Source organism: Neisseria sp. P0006.S009 (assembly GCF_051962915.1).
GTDB classification, from domain to species: Bacteria; Pseudomonadota; Gammaproteobacteria; order Burkholderiales; family Neisseriaceae; genus Neisseria; species Neisseria subflava_E.
Genome location: NZ_JBQCUV010000003.1, coordinates 197428 through 213862, shown reverse-complemented (window position 1 = coordinate 213862; position 16435 = coordinate 197428). Strand labels below are relative to the sequence as shown.

Below are 16435 nucleotides of genomic sequence, written 5' to 3'. Positions count from 1 at the left end.
ATGGGCTTGAAACATTTTCTTGAAAAAATCGAACCGCACTTCCTGCCGGGCGGCAAACATGAAAAATGGTATGCCCTCTACGAAGCTGCGGCGACGATTTTCTATACATCCGGAGCGGTAACACGCAAAGCGGCGCACGTCCGCGACGCGCTCGACTCCAAGCGCATGATGATTTTGGTGTGGCTGGCTTTGTTCCCTGCCATGTTCTACGGTATGTACAACGTCGGCGTACAGGCATTCGGTGCGTTAACGCCTGATTTGCTGCAACAAAACATCGCCAACGACTGGCATTACGCCCTTGCCAACGCTTTGGGCATCAATATGTCGTCTGAAGCGGGCGTGTTGGGCAAAATGCTGTTCGGCGCGATTTTCTTCCTCCCGATTTACGCGACTGTATTTGTTGTGGGCGGCTTCTGGGAAGTCTTGTTCGCCACTGTACGCAAACACGAAATCAACGAAGGTTTCTTCGTAACTTCGATTCTGTTTGCTTTGATCGTTCCCCCTACCCTGCCTTTGTGGCAAGCGGCTTTGGGTATTTCTTTCGGTGTTGTGGTTGCAAAAGAAGTATTCGGCGGTACGGGTAAAAACTTCATGAACCCTGCTCTTGCAGGCCGTGCGTTCCTGTTCTTCGCCTACCCTGCCAATATTACCGGCGATACCATTTGGACTGCGGTTGACGGCTATTCCGGTGCTACTGCTTTGGCGCAATGGGCGGCACACGGTGCAGACGGCCTGAAAAACGCTGTAACCGGTCAAAACATCTCTTGGATGGATGCGTTTATCGGTAACGTGCCCGGCTCAATCGGCGAAGTATCCACTTTGGCGCTTTTAATCGGCGGCTCGTTTATCGTGTTTGCCCGCATCGCTTCTTGGCGCATTATTGCCGGCGTGATGATCGGTATGATTGCCATGTCTTCGCTGTTTAACTTCATCGGTTCGGACACCAATCCGATGTTCAGTATGCCTTGGTATTGGCATCTGGTTGTCGGTGGCTTTGCCATTGGTATGCTGTTTATGGCGACCGACCCTGTTTCCGCTTCCTTTACCAATGTCGGCAAATGGTGGTACGGCGCGTTAATCGGCGTGATGTGCGTATTGATCCGCGTGGTCAACCCTGCTTACCCCGAAGGCATGATGTTGGCGATTCTGTTTGCCAACCTGTTTGCCCCGATTTTCGACTATTTCGTCGCACAAGCGAACATCAAACGCAGAAAGGCGCGCAGCAATGGCTAAGAAATTCGATAAAGACAGCTTCAGCGGCACGCTGATTGTGGTATTGGTTGTCAGCCTGATTTGTTCCATCATCGTTGCCGGTGCGGTCGTCGGCTTGAAACCCATCCAAGAGAAACAAAAACTCCAGGACAAACAAGGCTATATCTTGAGCGTAGCCGGTTTGATGGATAAAGACACCGACATCAGCAAAACCTTTGCCGAGCGTATCGAGCAACGTGTCGTGGACTTGGCAACCGGCGAATATGTCGCCGATGCGCCTAAAGACTTCAGCGCACGCGTCGCCGGCAAAGACCCTGCCCAAAGCATCCAAATCAAACCCGAAGACGATTTGGCCGGCATCAAAAGCCGTGCCAAATACACCGAGGTTTATCTGGTAAAAGGCGATGATGGCAAAGTCAGCCAAATCATCCTGCCTATGCACGGTAACGGTTTGTGGTCTGTTATGTACGGTTTTGTCGCCATCCAACCCGACGGCAACACCATCAACGGCATTACCTACTACGACCAAGGCGAAACCCCGGGCTTGGGCGGCGAAATCGGCAATCCGTTGTGGCAACAAAAATTCGTCGGCAAAAAACTGTTTGACGAACAAGGCAAACTCGCCCTGCATGTTGGCAAAGGCGCAAGTTCGGACAAAGAACACGGCGTAGATGCCCTCTCCGGCGCATCGCTGACATCTAAAGGCGTGCAAGGTTCGTTCGCCTACTGGTTCGGCGAAAACGGCTATATCCCCTACCTGAACAAATTAAAATCAGCAGGAGCACAATAATGGCTGACATGAAACGCTTGAAATATTTGATGTTTTCACCCTTTATCGACAACAACCCGATTGCCTTGCAGGTTTTGGGTATTTGTTCGGCTTTGGCGGTTACCACCAAGCTTCAGACGGCCATCGTGATGGGTATTTCCGTGAGTTTGGTAACCGGTTTTTCCAGCTTTTTCATCTCATTGGTACGCAACTACATCCCCAACAGCATCCGTATTATTGTGCAAATGGCGATTGTTGCTTCCTTGGTAACACTGGTTGACCAACTGCTCCAAGCCTTTGCTTATGAGCTGTCCAAACAGCTATCCGTATTCGTCGGCCTGATTATTACCAACTGTATCGTGATGGGCCGTGCCGAAGCATTCGCCATGAAAGAGCCACCGCTGGAAAGCTTGGTTGACGGTATCGGCAACGGCGCAGGTTACGGCATGATGTTGATCATCATCGCAACCATCCGCGAACTGGTCGGCTCTGGCAAGCTCTTTGGCTACACCATTTTCCAAACCGTACAAGATGGCGGCTGGTATCAAACCAACGGCTTGTTCCTGCTCGCTCCCAGCGCGTTCTTCATCATCGGCTTCTTGGTATGGGGCCTGCGCACTTGGAAACCTGAACAGGCGGAGAAATAACACATGGAACATTACTTAAGCCTCTTTGTAAAATCCGTCTTTCTGGAAAACATGGCACTGTCCTTCTTCTTGGGGATGTGTACATTTTTGGCGGTATCTAAAAAAGTATCCACTGCATTCGGTTTGGGCGTTGCTGTAACTTTCGTACTCGGCCTGTCCGTCCCAGCCAACCAACTGGTTTACTCGCTGTTGAAAGACGGCGCGCTGGTTGAAGGCGTGGACCTGACCTTCCTGAAATTCATCACCTTCATCGGCGTGATTGCCGCTTTGGTGCAGATTTTGGAAATGTTCTTGGACAAATTCGTTCCTGCCCTTTACAACGCATTGGGTATCTACCTGCCTCTAATTACCGTAAACTGCGCAATTTTCGGTGCCGTATCGTTTATGGCGCAACGCGAATACAACTTCGGCGAGTCCGTTGTATACGGTTTCGGTGCAGGTTTGGGCTGGCTTTTGGCTATTGTCGCTTTGGCGGGCATTACCGAAAAAATGAAATATTCGGATGTCCCTAAAGGCCTCAAAGGCTTGGGCATTACCTTTATCGCTGCTGGCCTGATGGCAATGGCGTTTATGTCGTTCTCCGGCATCCAGTTATAAGAAAGGAATCGGCATGGAGATTATTTTAGGTATCGTGATGTTCACCCTCATCGTCTTGGTGTTGGCACTGATGATTCTGTTTGCCAAATCCAAGTTGGTGAGCGAAGGCGACATCACCATCAAAGTCAATAACGAAAAAGAGCTGACGATGCCTGCCGGCGGCAAACTGCTGGGTGCGCTTGCCAGCCAAGGTATCTTCGTTCCTTCCGCCTGCGGTGGCGGCGGCTCATGCGGCCAGTGCCGCGTTGTCGTGAAAAGCGGCGGTGGCGACATTCTGCCAACCGAGTTGTCCCACATCAGCAAACGCGAAGCGCGCGAAGGCTGCCGTCTGTCTTGTCAGGTCAACGTTAAAACCGACATGGACATCGAAGTACCGGAAGAAGTATTCGGCGTGAAAAAATGGGAATGTACTGTCATCTCCAATGACAACAAAGCAACGTTCATTAAAGAACTCAAGCTTGCCATTCCTGAAGGTGAAGAAGTTCCTTTCCGCGCCGGCGGCTACATCCAAATTGAAGCCCCTCCTCACACTGTTGCCTACAAAGACTTCGACATTCCTAAGGAATACCACGAAGACTGGGACAAATACAATCTGTGGCAATACGTTTCCAAAGTGGACGAGCCGATTTTGCGTGCCTACTCTATGGCTTCATACCCTGAAGAAAAAGGCATCATCATGCTGAACGTGCGTATCGCTACGCCTCCTCCACGCGTACCTGATGCGCCTCCAGGACAAATGTCGTCTTATATCTGGTCGCTTAAAGCCGGTGATAAAGTAACGATTTCCGGTCCGTTTGGCGAATTCTTTGCCAAAGATACCGATGCCGAAATGGTATTCATCGGCGGCGGTGCAGGTATGGCGCCGATGCGCTCCCACATTTTCGACCAGCTGAAACGTTTGAACTCCAAACGTAAAATTACTTTCTGGTATGGTGCCCGTTCTAAACGCGAGATGTTCTATGTCGAAGACTTCGACCAACTCGCAGCAGAATTCCCGAACTTCACATGGCACGTCGCCCTGTCCGACCCATTGCCTGAAGACAACTGGGACGGTTACACAGGCTTCATTCACAACGTGGTTTACGAAAACCACCTGAAAAACCACGAAGCACCGGAAGACTGCGAATTCTACATGTGCGGCCCTCCAATCATGAACCAGTCCGTGATCAAAATGCTCAAAGACTTGGGCGTGGAAGACGAAAACATCCTTTTGGACGATTTCGGCGGCTAACAGACAAAAAGGAAGAAACTTCGGTTTCTTCCTTTTTTATTGCCAGGCCGTCTGAAAACCATACTTTCAGACGGCCTGAACCTTTCTTTTACGATACAATAAAGGCTTCAAAAAATAATCCGCAAATCCCTTATGCTGTTTCTTTCCAATTCGTTTTACCGTCCGATAATCGGTTGTACCGTTGCCATCGTTTCCGCACTCACGCTCTCTGCCTGCCAACCTGAAAAACAACAAACCATCACCCTGCAAGGCGAGACCATGGGCACGACCTATACCGTCAAATACCTTTCAGACGGCCAAGACAAACTCCCTTCCCCCGCCGAAATACAAAAACGCATTGATGACGCGCTTAAAGAAGTCAACCGGCAAATGTCTACCTACCAAACCGATTCCGAAATCAGCCAATTCAACCAACTGCGCACCGTCAATCAGGCCATGCCTATTTCCCAAGACTTTGCCTATGTAACCGGCGAAGCCTTGCGTTTAAACAAATTGACGCACGGCGCACTGGACGTAACCGTCGGCCCTTTGGTCAACCTTTGGGGATTCGGCCCGCAAAAAGAAATCACGCACGAACCGACTGCACAAGAAATCCAACATGCTTCAGAAATGGTCGGTACGGACAAACTCAAACTTTCCCAAGATGGTCAGCAGCCTACACTCGCCAAAACCCATCCCGAAGTCTATTTAGACCTATCCTCCATCGCCAAAGGATTCGGTGTGGATAAAACCGCTGCCGAACTTGAAAAACTCAATATCGGTAATTATTTGGTAGAAATTGGCGGCGAGTTGCATGGCAAAGGCCACAATGCGCAAGGCAACCCTTGGCGTATCGGCATCGAGCAACCCAATATCGTTCAAGGCGGCGCCACTCAAATTACCATTCCATTGGACAATAAATCACTGGCCACATCCGGCGACTACCGCATTTTCCATGTCGATAAGTCAGGCCGTCGCCTTTCCCATATCATCAACCCCAAAACCAAACAACCCATCAGCCACAACCTTGCTTCCATCAGCGTAGTAGCAGAAAATGCCACACTTGCAGACGGCCTTTCCACCGGATTGTTCGTTCTCGGAGAAACCGAAGCACTTAAACTTGCCGAGCAAGAAAATCTCGCCGTTTTCCTTATCATCCGAACCCCGCAAGGCGGCTACCATACTAAAATGTCCAGCGCATTCAAAAAATTATTAAACTAACCTTCAGGAATACACACATGAAAACCCTCCTTCTGACTTTCGGCATCTTTATCATTGTCATCCTCGGCATGGCAGTCGGTTATATTTTCTCCAAACGCACCATCAAAGGCAGCTGCGGCGGCATTTCCTCTCTCGGCATGAAGAAAATGTGCGATTGCGACACGCCATGCGATACTTTGCAAAAAGAGCTGGATAAAAAACAACATTCCGACAATCAAGGCATCAAGGTCGATCATTAAGTCTTTGTTGAATGTTTATTCATAACTCAAGGCTGTTTATCCACCATCAGGCCGTCTGAAAAACAAAAGAGCGTGATCCCAATGGATATACGCTCTTTTTTTGCCTCTTCCAAAGTAATCCAAAAATATCTTGCACACCCGTTTAAATTAAGACCACTCCAAACCAATCATGAAACAAAAAGAAAAGCTCCTGCAAAACAGGAGCTTTTTCTTGGAAGAAACCGGATTATTTCAATTTAGTTTCTTTGTAAATAACGTGTTTACGGGCTACTGGGTCAAATTTTTTGATTTCCAGTTTGCCAGGCATAGTACGTTTGTTTTTAGTAGTTGTGTAGAAGTGACCAGTACCAGCACTGGACTCCAGTTTGATTTTATCGCGCATTGCAGTAATCCTTAATTAATGGTGTTTAAATTAAGCTTCGCCGCGAGCACGCAAATCAGCCAATACGACATCAATGCCTACTTTATCGATGGTGCGCAATGCAGCGTTAGAAACGCGCAGGCGAACCCAGCGGTTTTCACTTTCTACCCAGAAACGACGTGATTGCAAGTTAGGCAAAAAACGACGTTTGGTTTTGTTGTTGGCGTGTGATACGTTATTGCCAGACATCGGGCGCTTACCGGTCACTTTGCAAACTCGTGCCATGGTTAGTCTCCAAACTTCTAAAATAGTAAAACGCGATTTATACCACGAAATCCGCCTTCAGTTCAAGTCGTTTACTGAAAAAACGGGATTTGTGGAAATAAACCTTCTCAATATGTTGCATCTGCGAAACGGTATCTCGCAAAGCCTTAACTTTTCAATTATAACGGATTTCTTCAAAAAAATCATCTGTCGTTTGCGCGGTCGGCGAAATAAACAGGCCGTCTGAACATTTCAGACGGCCTGTTTATCGTCATGCTTTTTTCTTCAACGCCGCATTCAAAATACAGCCGAGTATAAAGCAAGCTAAAGAAGGAACAACCCACCCCAAACCAATATTGTAAAACGGCAATGCGCGCTCGATGGCGGCAGCGGTGTCGGCATCCAATCCAAACGCGGCCTTATAGGCATCGAGCAGACCGACTACAAGGGCCGCCATCATGGTGCAGAAATAGACAATACGGCCGCCGCCAAACAGTTTATCTGTCAAAGCCAGCAGAATGATGACGATGGTCAGCGGATACAACAGCATCAACATAGGAATGGAAAACTGCAAAATCGCTGACAGGCCTTTATTGGCCAACAGGATAGACACCACCGTATTCAGTATTACAAAGACTTTATAAGAAATGCCCGGGCAAAGACGGTTGAAATATTCGGCGCATGAAGTAATCAAGCCAACCGCCGTACTCAGACAAGCCAGCAGCACCATGACGCCAAGCAACACAATACCGGCCGTACCGAAATAGTGCTGTGCGGTTTTAGACAAAACCGACGCGCCGTTTTCCTGCAAGCCGATACCGGCCACGCCTGTCGCGCCCATATAACCGATAAACAGGTAAACCACTGCCAAACAAGAAGCCGCCAACACACCAGAAATCGTCGTGGTCTTCAGCAAATCCGCACGGTTGTCCACGCCCATGGCGCGAACGGCATCAATGACGATAATGGCAAACACCAGCGAAGCCAGCGCATCCATGGTGCCGTAGCCTTCCAAAATACCTTTAACCAACGGATGAGTGGCAAAATCGCCTTGTGCCGCCTGTGGCACGCCCATCGGGTTAATAGCGGCATAGCCGACCAATATTGCAATTGCCAGCAATAAAACGGGCGTAAGGATTTTACCGATACGGTCAACCAGTTTCCCCGGAGAAATCGACAGCCAATAAGTCATGCCGAAAAACACCAGGCTGAATACGGCCAATGCGATGCTTTTCCAAGATTCATCAATGAAAGGAGAGATGGCGGTTTCAAAAGATACCGTTGCCGTACGCGGCATGGCAAACAAGGGGCCGATTGCCAAATAAAGCGCGGCGGCAAAAGTCACGCCGTACCAAGGCGCAACACGGGAAGCCAGCGCTTCCACATCGCGCGAGCCGGAATAGCCGACGGCAATCACGCCCAGTAATGGCAACCCCGCCCCGGTCAACAAAAAGCCGAACATTGCCGAAAGCCAGTTTTCGCCGGCCTGCTGCCCCAAATAAGCCGGGTAAATTAAGTTACCCGCGCCGAAAAACAGCGCAAACAGCATCAAACCCACCGCCCATAAAGAGGCCTTGCTGCGACTTGTCGTCGAATTCATCTTAAATTCTCTTTTTCCAAATAACCGTTATCGGCTTCATCGGTTTCATCGATTTCAAGGCCGTCTGAAAGCATTTCGGCTTCGTTTGTTTCCAAACCGTCTTTCAGGCTGATTTCGATTTCGCCATAATTTTCAGGCTGTACGATACGCACCAAGCCTTCTTTAGCCAATTCCAGCAATGCAATAAAATTGACCACCACATACGTCGCACCCTGCTCCGGCTTAAACAAATCGCTGAACTTGCTGATGCCGCTTTCGTTCAAACGGCGCAAAATCGCCGTCATCTGCGCGCGCACGGAAATGGTTTCCCGCACCACTTCATGACTGCGCGTATGCTTGGCACGCGACAAAATACCCAACCAAGCCTGCGTCAAATCGGCAACGTACACTTCCGGCAACTTCGCTTCGACCGCAATTTCCAGCGGCAAATACGCCCAAGCAAAATTACGTCCGGCGCGTGGCAACGCGTCCAAGCCCTGAGCCGCCAGTTTCATCTGTTCGTAAGCCAACAGACGGCGCACCAACTCGGCACGCGGATCCGCCTCTTCATCCTCAACTTCTTCAGGACGCGGCAACAGCAGGCGCGATTTAATTTCAATCAACATCGCCGCCATCAACAGGTATTCCGCCGCCAAATCAAACTGATATGCCTCCATTTGGGCAATATAGTGCAGATACTGCTCGGTAATCTTCACCATCGGAATATCGAGAACGTCGATATTTTGCTTGCGGATAAGGTACAGCAGCAAATCCAACGGCCCTTGGAAGCTGCTCAATACCACCTTCAACGCATCAGGCGGAATAAACAAATCCTGCGGCACATCGGTAACAGGTTGACCGAACACCCACGCAACGGTATGTTCAGACGGCGTTGCAGCAGTGGAAGAAATAAGGTATTCTGAAGGCATGGTTAAAGGGTCTTTTTCTTTTTAAGTTTAGTAAGAAGTTTCATCAACAAAAGGCCGTCTGAAACGAGGACGATCCGTTTTTAATATAAAAATCAGCGGTTTTTACGATTGATTTGCAAAGAAACAATGGCGACGGCAAAGGTCTGAGCCAAGGCCATGCCCAACAACGGCAGGCTGGCGAAAACTGTACCCGTCAGTACCGAACCGATATCTCGGGACAACACAAAACCATCCCTCGCCAGCATCGCTACCATCAAAGCCGACAACAGCAAACTTTCGCAGCCGACCAAAAGCCAAATCATTTTAACCGAACGGCGTTTGCGCCATTTCATGATACCGGCGTGTGCAAGGCTGAAGATCACGATGGACAGAAACGGATAAAGAAAAGTGGTGAACGGGCGGGTATAACCGCTTTGCACACACAAATAATCGCCGGGCAGCGTATTGCATTCCATCACATCGAGAAACATCGGATCGACAGCATACATCAACACGCCGAACCATACCGCATAAATCAGACTGGCGATAAAGTAGGCTTTAAAAAATCGGCTCATAGGCAAAAAAGGTCGTCTGAAAAAATAAATTTCAAAAGGCTTAAACCCACATCAAATTTTCTGATTGGTATTTGCAGAAGAGACCAACACACTCAGGGCTTGAACTGCTGCCATGCCATAAACAGGCAATCCGAAAAAAAGAAGTCCCGTTATTGCCGTCCAACTACTATCCAGACTACTCCACTCCCACAGCAAAAAAACGAACCAAACAATCAACCATTCGACAATAGGCAAGGCAAGAGTCATCGAAGTTGTACAGCGTTTGGTCCACTTCATAATGCCGGCATTGAGTAGGGACAATAACATCACGGATAAAAACGGAAAGAAGAAAAACTTCAAAGACACTTTCTCAAAAGCCGACATTTCAGCAGCTCGCAGACAATACTCTGCATACTGTTCATTGTCAGCGTCAATATCAAAACATTCGAATCCTGAAAACAGCAAACCGACACTGTACACCAGCAAACCGAAGACAACCGCATAAATCAGGCTACTGATAAAGTAGGCTTTAAAAAATCGATTCATCTCACTTCCGTCCCGCAATATGTTCTACCGCCGCCTGCGCACAATACAGCCCAAACGAAGCCGTTACCAGCATACTCGCCCCATAGCCCGCGCAGGACAAACCTTGCGGCGCAGCATCGGTCGAACACGCTTCGCCGGATTGCGGCGGCGTAATATTCTCGGTTGAATAAACGCAAGGCACGCGCATTTTTTCTTTGGTATCGCGGCTGAAGCCGTAGCGTTTGCGCAAGGTGTAGCGCAAGTTGGAAAGCAACGGATCATGGGTAACGCGGCTCAAATCGGCGGTTTGGATTAAAGCCGGATTTTTCTGTCCGCCCGCGCCGCCGCTGATAATAAACGGTTGTTTATGTTGCACGAAATACGCCGCCATCGCCGCTTTTACACGGATTTGGTCGATGGCGTCGATGACGAAGTCAAAAGGCCGTCTGAAAAGCTCGTCCAGATTGTCTTCGGTCACAAAATCTTCAATTTCCGTCACTTCGCATTGCGGATTGATTTGGGCAATGCGTTCGCGTAAAGCGGTAACTTTTGCCTTACCGAAATCATCGGTTAAAGCGTGCAACTGGCGGTTGACATTGGATTCGGCAACATTGTCCAAATCAATCAGCGTTAAACGACCGATGCCGCTCCTCGCCAACGCCTCCACCGCCCACGAGCCGACGCCGCCGACGCCAACCACGCACACATGCGCACGCGAAAAGCGCGCCAGTGCTTCGTCTCCGTAAAGTCTGGCAATGCCGCCAAAGCGGCGCGAAGAAAGAAAAGCGGCGTCCTGCATAAGTAACCTTGTGATATATCAATAAATTAATGAAAAACGCGACAGGCGATTCGGACAGACATTATACTTGAAAGCAGATGGGCTGTTGTACCCGCCCGAAAGAGTTTATAATCGTTTCACATTCAGACACGTTCTGATTTCATATTAAACGAAAGTGCCGCTACTCGGCGCAAAAGGAGAATAAATATGTACAAACATCTGGTTGTAGCCGTTGACGGTAGTGAGACTTCCCTCAATGCATTGAAACACGCTGCCGAACTGGCAAGCCTCAACAAAGCCCAACTGACTTTGGTTCACGTTGCCAACCCTGCCGAATACATGGCTTTGGCTCCTGAATTCCTGCAACACGAAAGCTACGAAGCCGCCGCAGTGGCTCAAGGTAACGAAGTTTTGGATTTCGCAGAAAAAACAGCGCGTGAAAGCGGCGTTGAAAACATCGTGAAACACCTGTTGGTTGCCAACAAAGGCGCGCGCGAAATGGCGCAAGACTTGGTTGACTACGCCGACAACAACGGCGCAGACCTGTTGGTACTCGGCACACACGGCCGCACCGGCCTGATGCACCTGCTGATGGGCAGCTTCGCCGAGACCGTAATGCGTCAAAGCCACCTGCCTCTGCTGATTATCCGCAGCAAAGCTGAAGAAGCATAATCAAGCATTGATTTAAAATAGCGAAAGGCCGTCTGAATATTTTTCAGACGGCCTTTTTTCATTTTCACATGACAGCTTCAGCTTTTATTTTGCCATTTCTTTGAACACTTCGTGTGCCACAGCAATGGTTTCGTCAATCAGCTCAGGCGTATGCGCGGCGGAAACAAACCCGGCTTCGTAAGCTGACGGGCCGAATGCGACATTGCGGTCGAGCATACCGTGGAAGAAATGTTTGAAACCGTCGATATTGGAACGCGCCATGTCGGCATAGTTTTGCGGCGTATGGCTGGCAAAATACAAACCAAACATACCGCCCACGCTGTCCGCCGTAAATTCAACGCCATGTGCTTTAGCCGCATCGGCAATACCGTTGGCGAGGCGTTGGGTCAGGGCAGTCAGGTTTCCATAGAAGCCTTCGCGCTGAATGATTTCCAGCGTTTTCAAACCGGCCGCAACCGCAATCGGATTACCGGACAATGTGCCTGCCTGATACACGCCGCCCAATGGGGAAATACATTCCATAATGTCTTTACGGCCGCCGAACGCCGCCAAAGGCATACCGCCGCCGATCACTTTGCCCATGGTGGTCAAATCAGGCTTGATGCCGTGCAAAGATTGCGCACCGCCCAGCGCCACGCGGAAACCGGTCATCACTTCGTCGTAAATCAACACGGCACCATGTTTTTCAGTCAATTCGCGCAAGGCTTTGACAAAGGCTTCAGACGGCCTAACCAGATTCATATTGCCGACAAAAGGCTCCAAAATCACACAGGCAATGTCATTGCCGCTTTGGGCAAAGGCTTCTTCCAGTTGGGCGATATTGTTGTATTCGAGTACCAAAGTGTGTTTGGTAAAGTCGGCAGGCACACCAGCGGAAGAAGGGTTGCCAAACGTCAGCAGACCGCTACCTGCTTTCACCAACAGGCTGTCGGAATGGCCGTGGTAGCAGCCTTCAAACTTGATGATTTTGTCGCGTCCGGTAAAACCGCGTGCCAGACGGATGGCGGTCATCGTTGCTTCCGTGCCGGAGCTGACAAGGCGCAGCTGCTCGACGGACGGCATGATTTTAGCGATTTCTTCGGCAATGACAATTTCGCCTTCAGTCGGCGCACCAAACGACAAACCGCCCAATGCTGCTTCGCGCACGGCTTCAATGACTTCGGGATGGGCATGGCCGACAATCGCAGGGCCCCAAGAGCCGACATAGTCGGTATAACGCGTGCCGTTTTCGTCCCAAACATACGCGCCTTCTGCCTTTTTGATAAAGCGCGGCACGCCGCCGACGCTGCCGAATGCGCGCACAGGAGAGTTCACGCCGCCGGGAATAATGGCTTTGGCGCGGTTGAACAAGCTTTCATTACGGTTCATGGTCAATTCTTTCGTAAGAGGTCGTCTGAAAATCAAATCGATGCCATTTTAACACCAAATCCTTTTCAGACGGCCCAAGCTTCAAAATAAGAATCGGGCGCAAAATCAAAATTATTCTTTAAAAACAAACACTCTATCCACATTTTTCCTGCTTGTGCTATAATCCGCGACCTATTGAAACAATAAAAGAAAAGCATCATGTTACGCGGATTCATACTCAGCCTCGCCCTTTTGGCATCCGCCCTCGTCCATGCACAACGCAGCCTGCCTGACGATATGGACGTGGCCATTTTAAAGACTGTCGATTTGCCTTATCTGAAAGTCAGCAAAGGCGGTTTTTCTTGGACGCGCCTGCTGACCTTGGGCATTGTGGACGGCAATGCGGCCAAACTGCAAATCACCCGCTTCACCAAAATCCACGATGAAAACGACCGTTTCATCCCCATGGGCCGCCTGCTGAATCAAACCGGCAAAGCCGTCGCGTTCAAATACAACGAAGAAAGCCGCCTCGTCCGCGAAATCTGGATTTTGACCGACGCCGAAGCCGACAGGTTCATCGAACACGCCAAAAAGCAGAAAAAGGCGGAAGAATAATTTTTCAGACGGCCCGAGTATTTCACAGGCCGTCTGAACCCTTTTACAACAAGCAAGTCAATCAAAACAAACCATGAAAAAAGTATTTATCCGCACCTTCGGGTGCCAAATGAACGAGTACGACAGCGAAAAAATGCTGTCCGTCCTCGCCGAAGAACACGGCGGCATCGAGCAGGTTACCCAACCTGACGACGCCGACATCATCTTGTTCAACACCTGCTCCGTGCGTGAAAAAGCGCAAGAGAAAGTCTTCTCCGACTTAGGCCGTGTACGCCCGCTCAAAGAAAAAAATCCCGACCTCATCATCGGTGTTGCCGGCTGCGTTGCCTCTCAAGAAGGTGAAAACATCGTCAAACGCGCTCCGTATGTGGACGTGGTTTTCGGCCCGCAAACGCTGCACCGCCTGCCCAAACTCATCGTCGATAAAGAAACCACTGGTCTCTCGCAAATCGATATTTCCTTCCCCGAAATCGAGAAATTCGACCACCTGCCGCCTGCACGCGTAGAAGGCGGTTCGGCGTTCATTTCCATCATGGAAGGCTGTTCCAAATATTGCTCTTACTGCGTCGTCCCTTATACCCGCGGCGAAGAATTCTCCCGACCGCTCAACGACGTATTGACCGAGATTGCCGGTTTGGCACAACAAGGCGTTAAAGAAATCAACCTCTTAGGCCAAAATGTCAATGCCTATCGAGGCGAAATGGAAAACGGCGAAATCTGCGACTTTGCCACTTTGTTGCGCATCGTCCATGAAATCCCCGGCATCGAACGCCTGCGCTTTACCACCAGCCATCCGCGCGAATTTACCGACGCGATTATCGAGTGCTACCGCGACCTGCCGAAGCTGGTTTCCCACCTGCACCTGCCGATTCAAAGCGGTTCCGACCGCGTATTGAGTGCGATGAAACGCGGCTACACCGCCTTGGAATACAAATCCATCATCCGCAAACTGCGTGCCATCCGTCCTGATTTGTGCCTCAGCTCCGACTTTATCGTCGGCTTCCCGGGCGAGACCGAGCGTGAGTTCGAGCAAACCTTGAAACTGGTCAAAGACATCGCCTTCGACTTAAGCTTCGTCTTTATTTACAGTCCGCGTCCGGGTACGCCTGCCGCCAACCTGCACGACGACACGCCGCACGAAGAAAAAGTACGCCGCCTCGAAGCTTTGAACGAAGTTATCGAAGCCGAAACCGCGCGCATCAACCAAACCATGGTCGGCACGGTTCAACGCTGCTTGGTTGAAGGTATCTCCAAAAAAGACCCCGACCAACTGCAAGCTCGTACCGCCAACAACCGCGTGGTCAACTTTACCGGCACACCCGACATGATCAACCAAATGATCGATTTGGAAATCACCGAAGCCTACACCTTCTCCCTGAAAGGCAAACCGGTATAAGCACACACAAACAAAGGCCGTCTGAAACTGTTCAGACGGCCTTTATCTTGGTTCAGCCCGGCATTATCTGATTCATGTATTTTTATTACCCGAACAAAAGGCTTTTCAGTATAATACCGCCCGAAAATTCCCTTATCTGTTGAGAAGTTAAGGCAAAAATCCGAGCTTCCGGCAGTTAAATCCGCTGATTCCGTCCTTGAACGGCTTTCCCAAAGGAATATCTCGAATGAGTTCTTCAAATCAAAGCGTTTTGGAAAGATTATTCAACCTCAACGCCAATCAGACCAACGTCCGCACGGAAATTATGGCCGGTGTGACAACCTTCCTCGCCATGTGCTATATCATCATCGTCAATCCCCTGATTTTGGGCGAAACCGGTATGGATATGGGCGCAGTATTTGTGGCCACCTGTATCGCCTCCGCCATCGGCTGTTTCGTGATGGGCTTTGTCGGCAACTACCCGATTGCCCTCGCTCCGGGCATGGGTTTGAACGCCTACTTTACCTTTGCCGTCGTCAAAGGCATGGGCGTAGACTGGCGTGTGGCTTTGGGTGCCGTTTTCATCTCCGGCATCATTTTTATCCTGTTCAGCTTCTTTAAAGTGCGTGAAATGCTGGTCAATGCCCTGCCTATGGGCTTGAAAATGTCGATTGCCGCAGGTATCGGCCTTTTCTTGGCATTGATTGCGCTCAAAGGCGCAGGCGTGATTGTGGCCAATCCTGCCACATTGGTCGGCTTGGGCGACATCCACCAGCCTACCGCCCTGCTGGCGATGGCAGGCTTTGTCATGGTGGTTGCACTTGGCCACTTCCGCGTTAAAGGCTCCATCATCATTACCATTCTGACGCTGACCGCTATCTCCACCATCTTAGGCTTGAGCGAGTTCAAAGGCGTGGTCGGCGAAATTCCGAGCATTGCGCCAACCTTCATGCAGATGGACTTCAAAGGCTTGTTCACCGTCAGCATGGTCAGCGTGATTTTTGTATTCTTCCTGGTTGACCTGTTTGACTCTACCGGCACATTGGTCGGCGTTTCCCACCGCGCAGGCCTGTTGCAAGACGGCAAACTGCCACGTTTGAAACGCGCCCTGCTTGCCGACTCTACCGCCATTATCGCAGGCGCCGCCTTGGGTACTTCTTCTACCACCCCTTACGTTGAAAGCGCGGCAGGCGTTTCTGCCGGCGGCCGTACCGGCCTGACTGCCGTTACCGTCGGCGTACTGATGCTGGCCTGTCTGATTTTCTCCCCACTGGTTCAAAGCATCCCTGCATTCGCTACCGCACCCGCCCTGCTCTATGTTGGCGCGCAAATGTTGCGCAGCGCGCGCGAAATCGATTGGGACGACATGACCGAAGCCGCACCGGCATTCCTAACCATCGTCTTCATGCCGTTTACCTACTCGATTGCCGACGGTATTGCGTTTGGCTTTATCAGCTACGCACTCATCAAACTCTTGTGCAACCGCACTCAAGACGTACCGCCTATGGTATGGATTGTCGCCGTGTTGTGGGCATTGAAATTCTGGTTCTTGGGTTAAACTG

Annotated in this window: 19 protein-coding genes; 11 read left to right on the top strand and 8 right to left on the bottom strand. The window is 50.2% G+C overall.

Annotated features, from left to right (window positions below; translation table 11 throughout):
* The 7 genes from ACTHTK_RS07145 (at position 1) to nqrM (ending at position 5895) form a co-directional block, all read left to right on the top strand.
* Complete coding sequence (locus tag ACTHTK_RS07145) at positions 1 to 1233, top strand: NADH:ubiquinone reductase (Na(+)-transporting) subunit B (RefSeq protein WP_440378541.1); 1233 nt, start codon at positions 1 to 3, stop codon at positions 1231 to 1233.
* The gene (locus tag ACTHTK_RS07140) at positions 1226 to 2002 is read left to right on the top strand and encodes a Na(+)-translocating NADH-quinone reductase subunit C (protein WP_107724089.1); all 777 of its coding nucleotides are present in this window, start codon (positions 1226 to 1228) and stop codon (positions 2000 to 2002) included. The genes ACTHTK_RS07145 and ACTHTK_RS07140 overlap by 8 nt, the downstream gene beginning before the upstream one ends.
* The gene (locus tag ACTHTK_RS07135; protein WP_107724088.1) at positions 2002 to 2628 is read left to right on the top strand and encodes an NADH:ubiquinone reductase (Na(+)-transporting) subunit D; all 627 of its coding nucleotides are present in this window, start codon (positions 2002 to 2004) and stop codon (positions 2626 to 2628) included. Before ACTHTK_RS07140 ends, ACTHTK_RS07135 begins: the two co-directional genes overlap by 1 nt.
* 3 nt (positions 2629 to 2631) lie before the next feature.
* A complete protein-coding gene (nqrE, locus tag ACTHTK_RS07130; protein WP_003684365.1) occupies positions 2632 to 3225 on the top strand; it encodes an NADH:ubiquinone reductase (Na(+)-transporting) subunit E in 594 nt (197 codons plus the stop codon).
* Between the two features lie 13 nt (positions 3226 to 3238).
* On the top strand, positions 3239 to 4456 hold the full coding sequence (gene nqrF / locus ACTHTK_RS07125) for an NADH:ubiquinone reductase (Na(+)-transporting) subunit F (RefSeq protein WP_049333900.1): 1218 nt from the start codon (positions 3239 to 3241) through the stop codon (positions 4454 to 4456).
* Between the two features lie 132 nt (positions 4457 to 4588).
* Positions 4589 to 5656, top strand: a complete 1068-nt coding sequence (locus ACTHTK_RS07120) for an FAD:protein FMN transferase (RefSeq protein WP_107724087.1) — start codon at positions 4589 to 4591, stop codon at positions 5654 to 5656.
* Positions 5657 to 5673: 17 nt separating this feature from the next.
* Positions 5674 to 5895: a (Na+)-NQR maturation NqrM gene (gene nqrM / locus ACTHTK_RS07115; RefSeq protein ID WP_003680888.1), complete on the top strand. Its 222-nt coding sequence runs from the start codon at positions 5674 to 5676 to the stop codon at positions 5893 to 5895.
* A 226-nt stretch (positions 5896 to 6121) separates the two neighbouring features.
* Here nqrM and rpmG read toward each other — a convergent pair whose 3' ends face one another.
* The 7 genes from rpmG to ACTHTK_RS07080 all read right to left on the bottom strand — a co-directional run bounded on the left by rpmG (position 6122) and on the right by ACTHTK_RS07080 (position 10885).
* A complete protein-coding gene (rpmG, locus tag ACTHTK_RS07110) occupies positions 6122 to 6277 on the bottom strand; it encodes a 50S ribosomal protein L33 (protein ID WP_003684373.1) in 156 nt (51 codons plus the stop codon).
* Between the two features lie 30 nt (positions 6278 to 6307).
* Positions 6308 to 6541: a 50S ribosomal protein L28 gene (rpmB, locus tag ACTHTK_RS07105; RefSeq protein ID WP_002216391.1), complete on the bottom strand. Its 234-nt coding sequence runs from the start codon at positions 6539 to 6541 to the stop codon at positions 6308 to 6310.
* Between the two features lie 250 nt (positions 6542 to 6791).
* The gene (brnQ, locus tag ACTHTK_RS07100) at positions 6792 to 8120 is read right to left on the bottom strand and encodes a branched-chain amino acid transport system II carrier protein (RefSeq protein WP_440378540.1); all 1329 of its coding nucleotides are present in this window, start codon (positions 8118 to 8120) and stop codon (positions 6792 to 6794) included.
* Entirely contained in the window at positions 8117 to 9028 is a 912-nt protein-coding gene (locus tag ACTHTK_RS07095) for a segregation and condensation protein A (RefSeq protein WP_440378539.1), read from the bottom strand. The genes brnQ and ACTHTK_RS07095 overlap by 4 nt, the downstream gene beginning before the upstream one ends.
* 92 nt (positions 9029 to 9120) lie before the next feature.
* Positions 9121 to 9582: a hypothetical protein gene (locus tag ACTHTK_RS07090; RefSeq protein ID WP_440378538.1), complete on the bottom strand. Its 462-nt coding sequence runs from the start codon at positions 9580 to 9582 to the stop codon at positions 9121 to 9123.
* 51 nt (positions 9583 to 9633) lie between these two features.
* On the bottom strand, positions 9634 to 10107 hold the full coding sequence (locus tag ACTHTK_RS07085) for a hypothetical protein (RefSeq protein WP_440378537.1): 474 nt from the start codon (positions 10105 to 10107) through the stop codon (positions 9634 to 9636).
* A gap of 1 nt (position 10108) precedes the next feature.
* Positions 10109 to 10885, bottom strand: coding sequence for a tRNA threonylcarbamoyladenosine dehydratase (locus tag ACTHTK_RS07080; protein WP_003748819.1), 777 nt, complete (start codon positions 10883 to 10885; stop codon positions 10109 to 10111).
* A 186-nt stretch (positions 10886 to 11071) separates the two neighbouring features.
* On the opposite strand from ACTHTK_RS07080, the gene ACTHTK_RS07075 reads away from it, so the two are divergent.
* Complete coding sequence (locus ACTHTK_RS07075) at positions 11072 to 11536, top strand: universal stress protein (RefSeq protein WP_003680896.1); 465 nt, start codon at positions 11072 to 11074, stop codon at positions 11534 to 11536.
* An 84-nt stretch (positions 11537 to 11620) separates the two neighbouring features.
* On the opposite strand, the gene hemL is transcribed toward ACTHTK_RS07075, so the two are convergent.
* Positions 11621 to 12904 carry a glutamate-1-semialdehyde 2,1-aminomutase gene (hemL, locus tag ACTHTK_RS07070; RefSeq protein ID WP_107724082.1) on the bottom strand — a complete coding sequence of 428 codons (1284 nt, stop codon included), beginning with the start codon at positions 12902 to 12904 and terminating at the stop codon, positions 11621 to 11623.
* A 198-nt stretch (positions 12905 to 13102) separates the two neighbouring features.
* Here hemL and ACTHTK_RS07065 point away from each other — a divergent pair, with 198 nt between their 5' ends.
* The 3 genes from ACTHTK_RS07065 (at position 13103) to ACTHTK_RS07055 (ending at position 16431) form a co-directional block, all read left to right on the top strand.
* Positions 13103 to 13498 carry a hypothetical protein gene (locus ACTHTK_RS07065; RefSeq protein ID WP_107724081.1) on the top strand — a complete coding sequence of 132 codons (396 nt, stop codon included), beginning with the start codon at positions 13103 to 13105 and terminating at the stop codon, positions 13496 to 13498.
* Between the two features lie 73 nt (positions 13499 to 13571).
* Positions 13572 to 14894 (top strand): tRNA (N6-isopentenyl adenosine(37)-C2)-methylthiotransferase MiaB, encoded by a 1323-nt coding sequence (gene miaB / locus ACTHTK_RS07060; RefSeq protein WP_036492978.1) that lies wholly within the window; start codon positions 13572 to 13574, stop codon positions 14892 to 14894.
* Between the two features lie 226 nt (positions 14895 to 15120).
* On the top strand, positions 15121 to 16431 hold the full coding sequence (locus ACTHTK_RS07055) for an NCS2 family permease (RefSeq protein WP_070584805.1): 1311 nt from the start codon (positions 15121 to 15123) through the stop codon (positions 16429 to 16431).
* Positions 16432 to 16435 lie beyond the last annotated feature (4 nt).